The organism is Methylobacterium sp., assembly GCF_019745455.1.
GTDB lineage: Bacteria > Pseudomonadota > Alphaproteobacteria > Rhizobiales > Beijerinckiaceae > Methylobacterium.
On sequence record NZ_JAIETD010000070.1, the window covers coordinates 59,332 to 71,192 of the forward strand.

An 11,861-nucleotide genomic window follows, 5' to 3' on the forward strand; every position below is an offset into this window, starting at 1 on the left:
ACCCGTGGTGTCTGCGTGCACTTCGGGACCGGAAGGATCAGGTGGGGCGAGCGCGTATGCGCAGCATCGACCATTGCATCGACGTCTGCAGGCTAAGGGGTGAAAGCGGGGGCTACGCCGAACAGCGACATTCCGCTGACAGAGCCCTGGGTAATCGGGCGCCGGGGTCGATCGGACTACGTCGGTAGACGAGGCTATTGGCTTTCCGACGTGCCCGGTTCAGGCGTGCCAACTTCGTGACGGAAAGGCAGCGTTCGTCTTGGGCCGCTTGGCCTGCGATGCAATTCCTGCCCGTTGCAAATCGCTAAAAGGTTCCGCCGTCATGGAATTGAGCCCGACAGAAGACCCAATTGCCATCCGTGAGATGGCGGCGGTCTTCTCGGCCGAGACCATCGCTCCCCAGGCCATTGGCTGAGATGAAAACAAGCATTTCCCTGTCGAAACGCTGAGAGACGCCGCCTACGGTATGGCAGGAATTTACGTGACGTTGGAAGAATCCGGTGTTCAGGCGACCCGCTTCGTGTCCTGCTTGCCTGTGAACTCGGTGGCAATCGCCTCGCGGATCAAAGCCAGCCATCCTTCGGCGATCCTCGCCCGCTCTTCTGCCGCCTTGACCCGCTCGTCGGCCGCCTTCAGCAGAGCTTCGCTGCGCGCCTGTATATCGACAGCGCGTGCGTCGGTGGCACGGACGCGTTCGGCGGCCGCCTTGATGTCTTCCCGCGCGCGATCAAGCAGGTTCTGGACGTGCAACTCCTGTTCTTGAGACTGGGCCTCGACCCGGCGAACATGATTGGCCATGTCGCGGATGCGATCGATGAGATCAGCCCATTCCTGATCGGGAGATGTCCGCGTCGGCGGGCCATCAGCGCCAGGATGATCGAAGGAGCCGATCAAGCGCAGGACGTTGGTGATGCTGCCATCCGCGGCTTTGCTTTTGGCGGGGTCAATTGGCTCAGATGTCTGCACTGACGGACGCTCCCAGCGAACCTGTGTGGCTGAACTCATGGAGGTTCTGACCTCTGGACCCTACGGAAGGCGAGTGGCGCTCCTTACCAAACTGTTAAGCAAATTGATTAACGACACGTTAACGGCGGTTTTCCAAAGTCGATTGTCGCTCGTTGTTGCCGCTGACCGTTAGCGTGACCCTGTGGACCGACCGTCGGGACGCCGAGTTTAACGAGTGAGAGCCTGACTGCTGACCCGTTGTCAGAGAGGACCATCAACCCTCCACACGTGGGAGGTTTATTGCACCGATGAAGCAATAATGATGCAGCCAGCACACCATGATGCCTGAACCAATTTTGCACGCCTGACGTTACTCACCGCCCGTCAGAGGCATTCAATGATGAGGAACGCTCATGCGCATTCGCACTCTATTGCCGCTCGTTGGCCTGCTCGCACTTGCCGCTTGCAAGGACGAAAAGAAGGCTGAGGTACCCAATCCGACAAACCCGCCGGCAGCGAGCGCGGCAGCGCCGACGACGCCTGCGGCAACTCCAACCACGCCCGTCACGCCTGCTCCCACGACTAAGCCACCTGCTCAGTGATCCAAAGCAAACTTGCGATACGCAGAAGAAGGCCCCGGAGATTCAACACCGCCGGGGCCTTCAAAAGATATGTCATACCGCGGAAGGACGGCCAGACCTACTGCCTGTTCCTCTGCCCTGGCGTATACAAACCCCTTACTGACTCGTGCTCGAGCCTGTGCGCGTCGTCGACTTCACCGGCTTCGAGCCTGGCTCATGCGACATGGTCTTCGTGCGCGACTCGACGCTTTCGCCGTCGCGCACCTTTGTCTTGGTTTGCGACTTAGAGAAAATGCCCTGATCATTCGCCATGGCCTTAGACTGGCCATTCAGACCCTGACCCGTTTCGTTGACCTTGGACCGGCTCTTGGCGTTCTCCCCCGCCGCACTGCCGCCGGTAGCCAAGGAGGAGCCAGTGCCGCTTGCGCCAGTGGAAGTGCCTCCGGTTCCTAAGGTCGTGGCGGAGGTTCCTCCAGCCGCCGCCGAGCCGCCAGTGCCACCTGTTGCGCTACCGCCGCTCTGAGCCAATGCGGCCGCAGGGCCAAAGAGGAGGAAGGCCCCGAGGGTCAAGCGCGTGATTGTTGTTGATGTCATGGTCGTCTCCTCACTTGTTGTCCTTGGGCATGGTGACGACGCAATCGCCATTGCTGGTGGTCGTCATCGTCGTGCCATTCGACGACGAACTCACGCCTGAACTCGATGATGAGCTGCTGGACTGTCCGTTGCCGGAGTTCGCGGTGACGGAGGGGCCGCCTGTGGTCGAGCTTTGAACACCCCCAGGTCCGGCCGTGACCGAACTCGACAAGGTGCCCGTGTTGTTGGCTCCATCCGAGCGAACGACCCGGCAGGGCTTCCCGTTAGGGCCCGTGGTGACGGTCGTGTTGCCTGAAACCCCACCTTGGCCGGTGGTGACGGTGCTCGTTTGAGCTTGGCTCAGGGCGCAACTCGCAGCCAGCAATGTCGCAGTGATAAGGGGAAGAGCAAGGCGAAGCATGGTGCATCTCCTCTGGAAGCGGGTTGGGCGCGGCTTTTCAGAACCGCGCCCGAGGATCAGCTAAGCCGCGAAAGGCTCACTTCTTGTCTTTGTTATGCCCCGGCGCGTTCTCGGAGTTGCCGGGACCGCTCTTGTCCCTACCCGGAGCGCTGTCGGACGCTCCTGCCGACGAGCCGCCGGTACCGACCGAAGAACCGCTCTTACCCGCGCCGGCCGAAGAGCCACCGGTGCCGACCGTCGAGGACGAACCCGAACCGCTGCCTCCGCCCGCCGAGGATCCACCGGTGCCGACCGTCGAAGAGCTGGTGCCGCCCCCCGCAGAAGAGCCGCCGGTGCCAACCGTCGAGGATGAGCTGGATCCCGACCCGCTGCCTGCCGAGGAGCCGCCCGTGCCCACGGTCGAGTTGCTCGTGCCGCCTCCTGCCGACGAACCGCCGGTGCCGACCGTGGAGCTGGACTGTGCGAGTGCGAGCGCCGCGCCACCAACGACGAACGTGGTAGCGAGAGCGGCGATACGAAATTGCTTCAGCATGCGATTTCTCCAAGCATTTTGAACAATGCAGAGGCAAGAACGCCTTCCTGGAAGCAACCGTTCCAATAACTTGCTCGTAAGTTTAGAATAACCTCAGGTGAAGGCGGCATTCATCAGGAGTTCAGCGCAATCATCGCCTTTCTTCTGTACAATAACTCGCAGGTAATAGCCCGCACTCATAAAGAGCGCGCGCTTTAGCTTGGCCGAGGCGTCCTAAAGATCCCGCATAGGGATCGCTCGATCGAGCAATCGGAGTCTGGGGCGGCCAAAACGTCGCGCAGTCGAAAACGGTTCCAGGGTAGCGAGGGGATCATGAGATCTCTCATGGATGACCGAAGCCCCGCAGGCAGCCAACAGAATTCTTAGTAGCTCCACCTTAGCTTCAGCCGCTCGGTATCTGGAAAAACTGAGGGAAGGTAGTTAAAATTTTCAGTTCTTACTTATTAATTGGTTTGATTAGTAGTGAATAGTACTGACAAACATCAATTAAAAACGAGTACCTTTAAGATATTGATAGAGCGATCATGCCGATGATTGTTGTGACACTTGTCAACGACATCACCCTGGCAAATGTCGATTCAGCTGCCGAGAGGGATTCGCAGTGACATGAACCCGTTCGGAACAGGCTTAGCCCTCAACGTCTCGCGATGCGGTGGCGGTCAGCCGAGGTCGAATATCAATCCGCAGAAATCAGGCACCTCAAAGTAGAACATAAACCAACATTCGTCAAGTATTCAGCCACGCGCTAAATCGGCACAGTTTAGAGATGGAAACAGAACGTCAAGCCTCTTTGAGCTATAAGCATATTTGCAGTACGAGGTCGTTGTCCTAAATTGACGACCACGTTGGCACCTGGGTCGATTTTCGCATAGCGGGCGGTTTCCTACCCGCCAGAATAGTACACCTGAGACCATGCCGGATCAGCTGACGACGATTCGCTCATCAAGCCTCCAATCCACCGTCTCGACCGTCTCGTCAATCTCGGCGTTCGGTGCACCAAGCTGGTGCGAGATCAGTTTGATCAGCAGGTCAACACGTTCGATGAAGGGGGCGCCGTTCGCCACCGCGCGGGCGGCCGATGACGGCTTGAGAAGGCTCTCAGCCGCCTTGGCATATTTCTCGAACGGCACTTGATCCTCGGGGGCGGCTCCCAGTTGCCGAGCAATGGCATCAACGTGCTCGTAGATGGCACGCGAGCGCGCCAGATCGCCGTGAACCGCATCGCGAATTGACTGAATCTCATCTGGCCTGATGCAGCGATAGTTCCCGGTCAGCAGCATCGACCACTTTGCTAGCGGGACAAACAGCGACTCGGACACCTTGAGCTTGACCGGCACGTCCTGACCGTCGAGCCGAACAGCACTGATATCCGATTCCAGATCCCGGAGAAGCTGATTGTGGATCTTGTCTGCGAACGGCGCGGCCTTGAAATTCGTCGGCAGTCCGACATGCAGCACGTTCGCACCTTCGTCCGGCGGGCGGAACGCTTGAGGATCGGGCGAGCAGAGCGACATTAAACCAGGCTCGAACCGGTCCCAGACGCTGGCATTGGTGTAGGCACCCTCCAAGTCCATTGCCGCGAGCGCAGGGATCCGCTTGAGGTACGGGAGAGGTGGCATGTTCATCAGGGAGAGACAGGGTAGCTTTGCCGCAGCAACCTTGATCATCAGCACGCGGATCGTGTGATTAGTGTATTGGGGCTCCTGCATGGCGAGAACGACCAAGTCATATCGCGTAACGTCGATATGCTCGGGCGAAGATGCGTCTACAGTTCCGGGAAGCTCACTTGACCGTATGGTTCTGTGGGCGGCTTCGTCCCGCAACTTAATGCGAACTGCTGTCCCCTCTCGGTTGATCAGATCCGCAGTCTTCCTTCGGCAGACGAGGGTCACGTTATGACCCGCCATCAGCAACTTGGTCGAGAGCAGCGAGCCGTACGAGGCTCCCAAGATCAGGATGTTGCGTTGCATGCTTGCTCTCCCCGGAAGCGCAGCGATAGGTGATGGAATGACGGCGAGCGACGGTCATCTCGACCACGCATCAACGCTTCGATCCAGTCGCTTGTTGGACGAGGACACATCATAAGATGAACCTTGGGCCGGGCCAAAGCAGGTCGATAAAGACACTGGACGCGTCCATCCTCGTGCGGAACGAGCCCGGAGCGGGCTCAACCGGGCCGATGGTGGCACGACACGCTGAGGTCGCCGCGGCGCGTGAGTACAGCGGCCGTACAGTGGACGATAAGTGACGCTGCCCTTTGTGGGTCGTTCCGCAACAGATACGTCCTGACGAACGTCGCGAAAGGAGAAACTCTGATCGGCGTCTCACGCGACGTGAAGGCTGTTCCGAGACGAGACCGTCTTGGAAAAAATCCAACGGGGCGTGTCTTGCCCAGGAACGCGGCACTTACTTTACAGGGAAAAATAAGAGCGCCTCAGTGATGAACTGACTTGAACTCTGATAGGTCGTTATGCATATGTGTGTTCACGAGCAGCACAGCTGCCACATGTTCTTGCGATCCACTTTTTAATTTATCAAAGGAGTGACATCATAGCTTGGACTGCACCGGTTGTTCTCGAAGTTTGTGTTGGCATGGAAGTCACCAGCTACGACTCGGCTGAGATCGACACCTTTAACTAAGTCTTGCGAAAAAACTTAAAGACTTGTCGGCACTGACATGAAAAGCCGCCCTAGGGCGGCTTTTTGCTGTCTAAAAGAATAGCAAACGCCGTTAATCATCTTCGACTTGGTGTTGGTCCAAGCCACGAAGCGATACTGCGAGGCTGCAGGAAAGTCCCTCGCAGCAACATGACCTTGCCGATGGCGACAAAATTTTAGTTGGTGCAGCAAACCGATACGCTACGTCTTTCCCGCGATCTCCAATTCCATCTCCCCCTTGTCCTTGATCGCCATAGTCCATCAGGACGTAACCACGCTCTGCTAGCGCCGGATAAAGACTGTGGCGGTGCTTACTGGATGATTGCTCCATGACAAGCGGCGTCAGACCCGGCTAGGCGACAGCCGAAACGACCATCGATGGCACCCAAGACATGTGGGGGCGGGAACGCCGACGGCACCGACTACATCTTCGGAGGAAACATCGGCGCCGTCGGCACTGAGTCGGCCTAAGAAGCAAGCCGACCAGTTCACCGATAACGGCGTTCGTAAGCAGCCAGTTTCGACATCACCAAGAATAGTTTCGCTCAACCGCATTCAAGACGCTAAACTGTCAAGCTTGGGATGGTAGCCGAATTTCCTCTATACAGACGCTGGTTGCGGAACCGATAGACCGTTTCTGTAATTACTCCTGCCAACGAAAAAATATGGAGGAGTACGCTATGAAGCTTTCAATGATCGCCGGTGCTGCCATTCTCGCGATGACAGCCGGAACTTCGATTGCAGCACCGTGCAACACGGCATCCACCAACGACAAGAGCGCCAAAGTCGATCCGGGCAGCAAGAATCTCGCAGGAGGGCAACAGCCTGCATCCCCCGGCACCGTAGGTGCGATGAACAACGTCGGCGCGAATCAGGGCCTCGGCGAAAAGCAAGGAGCCGCTACCATCGCCAGCAAGGGGAACGAGGACCCGGCCAGTAAGAACTTGGCCGGTGGCCAGCAACCTGCTTCGCCCGGGACGGTCGGCGCCATGAACAATGCCGGCTCGAACCAAGCAGTCGGTAAGAAGGGTGACGATTGCTGATCCGCTGAGCCGTCGCGATCATTACGATGCCCGTCCGGTGTATGCCGGACGGGCATTTTTATGTCAGCGAAAGAGCTATGATGACAGGCACGCCGTAGCGACGCACTAAAGCTGACATCATCCTCACACGCGAGTTCAGCGCATTTTGGCGACGATCCAGTCGATGATTGCGGCGGCGACCACGCTGTTGTTCGCTTCCAGCATCATCATGTGCCCGTTGCCTTTGATGCCGTGCTCGGCGAGGGCAAGACGATCCGGCTTCGCCCCAGCTTGAGCCAGAAAGGCAGCGGTGCAGTCATCCATCGTTGCCCGGAATGATGCTTCGCCGGTAACAATGACCGCCGGCACCTTCGCAAGGTTCGGAAGTTGCCGGGCAGGCTCAGCCTGCAACCAACACCGGATCTGATCCGGCCGCGTTGGCTGGTCGGCCTGCACGACCGTCAGTTCGGCTGGGGATCCGACCGGAGGCTCAAAGCGCAGCGGCACGCGGGTGATGCCGTAGGGCCGGGCTCGAGCTTCACCAACGCGCTCGTACCACTCTGCCCCGCCCTTAAACTTGATGTCGTAGAAGGTCGGCCCGTTCGGCTCGACAGCGACGTGTGCCTTCACGAGGTCGGGCCGCTGATCGGAGACCGCCCACCCAAAAACCCCGGCCTGCGAGTGCGTGAGAACAACCGATGGACCCACCTTCTCCAGCAAGGCGATCAGCGCCGGGTTGACCAGTTCCTCGCTCTTCAGCGCACTGGCGATATAGGGCACCTGCGAGAGGTAGAACTGGTCGAAGGCGACATTGCCCTTCACGCCGGGACCACCGGGCCACTGCGTGTGCCGTTTGGCTTGTGGGAAGAGGTCGAACTTCTCCTGCCCGGTGAAGATGCTTTCGAGGTCGCGCGCGCCGAGCCGAGCGTAGGGGCCATAGACATCTGGGTTGTCACCTGAGCGACCCCGTCCGACCTGATCGACGACGTAGACGGCAAAGCCACGCTCGACGAAGTGACTCACCCAGCCGGGCCGGCCATCGGGTGTGCCGAGGAAGTTGATGCCAGTCTGCGCGGTCCCATGGACCATAACCACGGGGAAGGGCTGCTTCACCTCCGTCGGGGCATGGTACTGGACGAACATGTGACCTGCGGCGATCTCCTTGCCGCCAACGGTCACGTACTGCCCTCCAACGAAGAAATATCCCTCGCGCTGGCCGGGCTTGAAGACGGCGGGCACATCGGGCGTGGAGGGTTTTGATTCCGCCTGCGCCGTCACTGTGAGCCCGAACAGGGCACAAGCCCCAAGCAGCGCCATCCTGAGCATCGCCAGCCTCCCGTGGACGTCTGGTGCGTCCTGGAGGAACTATCGACGCTAAACCTGCGGCATGTCCATGCACTAACAGGACGGGGGTCTCAGCGTGCCAATGCCTTTTCGAGCGTGCGCAGCCCATCGCCCATTGCCTCCCACAGGGTGATGATCGAAGGTCTTCGCGATACCGTGCCTGCCTCGGCCGATCTCGAATGCACGGCCGCGGCCTTGTCGAGGGAGCCCGTAACATCGTGCGCCACGGCCCTGCCCGCCGGCCAAGCGGGTGAGGAACAGGCAGCAGCGATGGCCGACCCGTTAGCCAGGAAGCCGCCGACGACCGGATTAGGGCGCGTCGCCCCCGAGCGGCTCGTCGCGGCGGCACGATAACCGTCCTTTTCAGGTTCAGCGAACCTGCGAGCAGAATGTAGGTTTCCCCACTGCGGTCACGACTTCTCTGAGGGGGAGGTTCAAGCGATAGGCGCCCCAAACTCTATTGAGGGCCCGGCGCTCATGAGCTTAAGCGCGCCAATGGTCCAAGACATATGCATACTCGCTTTCCGCGAGCGCGATACGTTGGCCCCTCCGGGAAGGGGCACGCATGAGCATCAAGTCCGTGACAGACATCGATCGGGCCGTCGGCGAGCGCATCGCGGCGCTGCGCAGGGCCAAGGGCCTGTCGCAGGCCATGCTTGGCATTGCGATCGGCGTCTCGTTCCAGCAGGTGGCGAAATATGAGAAGGGACTGAACCGCATCAGCGGCAGCCGTCTGCAGGAGGCAGCCCAGGCGCTCGACGTGCCGGTATTCTCGTTCTTCGGCGAGGTCGCGTCCGAGGTCACGGTTGAGGACGACGTCTTCGAATCACTCGCTGAGGCCGGCGCCGTAGAGCTGCTCGGGGCCTATGCGGCGATCAAGGATGCTCAACTCCGGGGCGACGTACTCGCCATGATCTGCATCGCCGCTCGCATCGGAACTCGGCCTGTCGCAGGGAAGGGGTGATGCTCGCCAACCGTCGGTGTTGGTTGTGCCAGTTGGCTTTCGAAGACATGGCGCGAAAGTTGGAGCGTAAGGGCTGACGCCCCGTCTCTGACCTCGCGCTGACCTAATCTCGCAAGTCCCGTTCGTCTTCGGCCGGAGTCAGCGAAGCTGCACGACGGTTCGAATCAAGCGTGTGCTGAAGCTCATGGCACCGTCCTTCGGCGACATGCTGAGGCTTATTAAGTTGCGCATGTGCGCTTTACCAGTCGGTGCGGGAGGCGGTATCGGATCGCGTGACAAGTCAGTGAGAGGACGACGAGCCGATGCGAGGATGGTTCAAGCGCTCCGTGCTTACCAATGGGCAACGTGCGGATTGGGACCGGGACGGCTTCCTTGCCTTGAGAGGTTTCTTCGATCCGGACACCGTCGCTGCCGTGAACGCCGAAGTTGCGGGATTACTCCAGAACCGGACACGCTATCCAAATGTCAGCGTCGACATTCTAACCGGCCCTAACGTCGGGAAGCGTATGAAGCTAGTGGACGCGCCGGACGATGCGTTCAACGGGCCAGTCAAGATCAACGATCTGTTTTTAGACTCCGACATCGTGCGCAGCTGCAACCTCGACGAGCGCCTCGCCGACGTCTTGGATGCCCTTCTTGATGGGGAGGCGATGATCTGCAACTCGCTTAACTTCCTCTACGGGAGCACGCAGAGCGCCCATTATGACAGCTGGTTCATGGCGCCACCGGTCCAGAACAAGATGGTGGCAACCTCGATCTGCTTGGACGTAAACTCAGACGACAACGGGCCGGTTTTCCTTTATCCCGGCACCCACAAGATCCCGCCTTACATCTTTCCTCACGGGAAGATCGCCAAGCTCGACGCCGCGTTGGCCCCTGCGCTGCAGTACGTCGAGCAAACGTCTCGCGATATCACACCCGTAAAGTTTTATGGCCAGCCCGGCGACGTGCTGATCTGGCACGGTCAAGTTTTGCACGGCGGCTCGCCGATCGAAGATCCGAGCAAAACCCGGCGCAGTCTTGTCACACACTATTGGCGCGCGAAGGACTACAAGGCAGCCCATCGCTTAAAGATCACCCGCAATGGTCACATAATGAAGCGCGCGCATCAGGAAGCAGAGCATTGATTTATCGAACGCACTGATCCTCATCGGGCGTGTGACTGATTCCTATGCGGGGCGCGCTTACACGGCTTCCCATAGACTTGCGTCCTTAAGCCCGGTGGTGAACGTGAGGTCTTACCGCGTGCCGCGCAACAAGATCGCGGCCTCGGGTCGAGTCATGTCGCTCCTCCCTCCGGAGAGCCTCGCGCAATTGCCGCTCGTTCGCCCGCAGGCGAACCTCGGAGGAGGCTAGAGCCGCAAGCGCCGACAGGGCCTGCGTATCGCGGATGCCTCGATCTTGCCGCGTGTGACCACGGGAAATACTCAGGCGCCCTGCGCCATCATCGGAGAGCGGGCGGCACAGATGATCCACCAGGCGCATGGCCTGTCATCGTAGCGTAGTCATGCGCCCCGCCGATGGACGGCGTTTGCGATGACAGTGTCGGCAGGATGGCGTTTATTGAATGTTCGATCGGTGACACGATTGCACAGGATCTTGCCGCCATCCCGCATGATGCTCTGAGCAAAAAACAATGATTCCACGCATCGTCAGGCGAGTACCAAGCATCATGCCGAACGTGCCATAATATCTTGGCAGTCCTGCCGGCTCAGGCGCGCTGGTCGTCGGCAAAACTTCGAGTGGTCACACGCCGACCATCTCCAAGAGCATGATTTATCCTGATCCAATGCAGTCGAATCAACCTCAATCATGCGAAATCATGCTGCAGAGGCAGGCCGTCAGGGTGCGGTATTGGTCCATCGCATTCCTTGAGGCCGGCGGTCGGACCGAGCCGTCCTCTTGCAATTGGCGCACGTCATGTCTGCGTTTGCCGTTGAACGGCAGGTGATGACTACCTTGTGGCTGGAGAGCCCCCGGGCAATCCGAACGAGACGGCATTCCACGGCCTCCTTGGCGAGATACGCCCGACCTTAGCCTTGCGTGACGTGAGGGTCGCATTCCATGCCTGCTGCATGCCCAAGCAGTCTGGGGCTGAGGACACCGGACCCGGACGGGAGAGGTGTCCTCGCATCATCAAGGGTTAGTTCGGGATGAGTTCGCGGGCTGGCCCACCTGTCTCCTGACCGCGAGCCTGGGCGTAACCCGGGAGGGCCGGGTTCTTGGCGTTCCCGCTGTCGGTGTCCGGTCCGCCCAGCCAGTACGCTGAGCCTGCCGAAGACTGGAAGGGCTCGGTGACGACCGAGCGGACATCGGTCTTCTGAACGGTGCGCGCCTCGGAGGCACCCGTCAGAACAGCGAGGGTGCACGCAGAAGCCAGGATGAGGCCCGAGAGGTTCTTGAGGGAGTTCATGTCATATCTCCAGATTTACTGCCAGGAACGAAACTGTCTGGCAGCGATAACCGGACAGACGCCCGCTTCTTTTGGTTATTCCCAATCTCTCGCAAAATCTTTTCCTTGGCGTTTCGGGACGCTCAATTGTGAAGGTCCGTCTCAAAGTCATGCCGAAAAAGATGCCGGGATCCTGGAATAATCCGGGATTGGCAGCGTCCGTGCCAACGTAGCCAGCCCCGGAGCATCTCCGGTTCGTCGGGCGCAAATGCAGAGGAGTTCCGCCCATGCCAGGAGACCGGACATGACGGACATGATGCGCCTCATCGAGCCGCTCATCCCGGCCCTTCGCCGGGTCGTGTCCGTCAATGAGGTGGAAATTCGGGGTGGAGTTGGAGCGGCCATCGGTCAGGCGGCCTGAGGTGGAAT

General features: G+C 59.5%; 11 protein-coding genes and 1 pseudogene. 7 read left to right on the forward strand and 5 right to left on the reverse strand.

Annotated features, from left to right (window positions below; translation table 11 throughout):
• Positions 1-504: 504 nt before the first annotated feature.
• Both K2Y56_RS15955 and K2Y56_RS15960 read right to left on the reverse strand, forming a co-directional pair.
• Positions 505-966, reverse strand: coding sequence for a hypothetical protein (locus K2Y56_RS15955; RefSeq protein WP_292509490.1), 462 nt, complete (start codon positions 964-966; stop codon positions 505-507).
• 716 nt (positions 967-1,682) lie between these two features.
• Entirely contained in the window at positions 1,683-2,120 is a 438-nt protein-coding gene (locus tag K2Y56_RS15960; protein ID WP_292509492.1) for a hypothetical protein, read from the reverse strand.
• Positions 2,121-2,149: 29 nt separating this feature from the next.
• Here K2Y56_RS15960 and K2Y56_RS15965 point away from each other — a divergent pair, with 29 nt between their 5' ends.
• Both K2Y56_RS15965 and K2Y56_RS15970 read left to right on the forward strand, forming a co-directional pair.
• On the forward strand, positions 2,150-2,296 hold the full coding sequence (locus K2Y56_RS15965; protein WP_292509495.1) for a hypothetical protein: 147 nt from the start codon (positions 2,150-2,152) through the stop codon (positions 2,294-2,296).
• Positions 2,297-2,747: 451 nt separating this feature from the next.
• Positions 2,748-3,074, forward strand: coding sequence for a hypothetical protein (locus tag K2Y56_RS15970; protein ID WP_292509498.1), 327 nt, complete (start codon positions 2,748-2,750; stop codon positions 3,072-3,074).
• 898 nt (positions 3,075-3,972) lie between these two features.
• Here K2Y56_RS15970 and K2Y56_RS15975 read toward each other — a convergent pair.
• Positions 3,973-5,022: a 2-dehydropantoate 2-reductase N-terminal domain-containing protein gene (locus K2Y56_RS15975; RefSeq protein ID WP_292509502.1), complete on the reverse strand. Its 1,050-nt coding sequence runs from the start codon at positions 5,020-5,022 to the stop codon at positions 3,973-3,975.
• Positions 5,023-5,530: 508 nt separating this feature from the next.
• On the opposite strand from K2Y56_RS15975, the gene pqqA reads away from it, so the two are divergent.
• Both pqqA and K2Y56_RS15985 read left to right on the forward strand, forming a co-directional pair.
• The gene (gene pqqA / locus K2Y56_RS15980) at positions 5,531-5,692 is read left to right on the forward strand and encodes a pyrroloquinoline quinone precursor peptide PqqA (RefSeq protein WP_292509505.1); all 162 of its coding nucleotides are present in this window, start codon (positions 5,531-5,533) and stop codon (positions 5,690-5,692) included.
• Between the two features lie 698 nt (positions 5,693-6,390).
• Positions 6,391-6,753: an exopolysaccharide production protein YjbE gene (locus K2Y56_RS15985; RefSeq protein WP_292509508.1), complete on the forward strand. Its 363-nt coding sequence runs from the start codon at positions 6,391-6,393 to the stop codon at positions 6,751-6,753.
• Positions 6,754-6,888: 135 nt separating this feature from the next.
• Here K2Y56_RS15985 and K2Y56_RS15990 read toward each other — a convergent pair whose 3' ends face one another.
• Entirely contained in the window at positions 6,889-8,058 is a 1,170-nt protein-coding gene (locus K2Y56_RS15990) for an alpha/beta hydrolase (RefSeq protein WP_292509510.1), read from the reverse strand.
• Positions 8,059-8,641: 583 nt separating this feature from the next.
• On the opposite strand from K2Y56_RS15990, the gene K2Y56_RS15995 reads away from it, so the two are divergent.
• From K2Y56_RS15995 to K2Y56_RS16005, 3 genes and pseudogenes are all read left to right on the forward strand, one after another.
• The gene (locus tag K2Y56_RS15995) at positions 8,642-9,040 is read left to right on the forward strand and encodes a helix-turn-helix domain-containing protein (protein WP_292509513.1); all 399 of its coding nucleotides are present in this window, start codon (positions 8,642-8,644) and stop codon (positions 9,038-9,040) included.
• Between the two features lie 302 nt (positions 9,041-9,342).
• Positions 9,343-10,167, forward strand: coding sequence for a phytanoyl-CoA dioxygenase family protein (locus K2Y56_RS16000; RefSeq protein WP_292509516.1), 825 nt, complete (start codon positions 9,343-9,345; stop codon positions 10,165-10,167).
• 242 nt (positions 10,168-10,409) lie between these two features.
• Positions 10,410-10,540, forward strand: a pseudogene (locus K2Y56_RS16005) (GMC oxidoreductase); the annotation flags it as partial.
• A 643-nt stretch (positions 10,541-11,183) separates the two neighbouring features.
• Here the strand turns inward: K2Y56_RS16005 and K2Y56_RS16010 are convergent.
• The gene (locus K2Y56_RS16010; protein WP_292509519.1) at positions 11,184-11,453 is read right to left on the reverse strand and encodes a hypothetical protein; all 270 of its coding nucleotides are present in this window, start codon (positions 11,451-11,453) and stop codon (positions 11,184-11,186) included.
• Between the last annotated feature and the right edge of the window lie 408 nt (positions 11,454-11,861).

Excerpts from the sequence above, each read along its gene's own strand:
- K2Y56_RS16010 (WP_292509519.1), bottom strand. The coding sequence starts at position 11,453 with ATGAACTCCCTCAAGAACCTCTCGGGCCTCATCCTGGCTTCTGCGTGC.
- K2Y56_RS16000 (WP_292509516.1), top strand. The coding sequence starts at position 9,343 with ATGCGAGGATGGTTCAAGCGCTCCGTGCTTACCAATGGGCAACGTGCG.
- K2Y56_RS15985 (WP_292509508.1), top strand. The coding sequence starts at position 6,391 with ATGAAGCTTTCAATGATCGCCGGTGCTGCCATTCTCGCGATGACAGCC.
- K2Y56_RS15990 (WP_292509510.1), bottom strand. The coding sequence starts at position 8,058 with ATGCTCAGGATGGCGCTGCTTGGGGCTTGTGCCCTGTTCGGGCTCACA.
- K2Y56_RS15965 (WP_292509495.1), top strand. The coding sequence starts at position 2,150 with ATGGTGACGACGCAATCGCCATTGCTGGTGGTCGTCATCGTCGTGCCA.
- K2Y56_RS15975 (WP_292509502.1), bottom strand. The coding sequence starts at position 5,022 with ATGCAACGCAACATCCTGATCTTGGGAGCCTCGTACGGCTCGCTGCTC.
- K2Y56_RS15995 (WP_292509513.1), top strand. The coding sequence starts at position 8,642 with ATGAGCATCAAGTCCGTGACAGACATCGATCGGGCCGTCGGCGAGCGC.
- K2Y56_RS15960 (WP_292509492.1), bottom strand. The coding sequence starts at position 2,120 with ATGACATCAACAACAATCACGCGCTTGACCCTCGGGGCCTTCCTCCTC.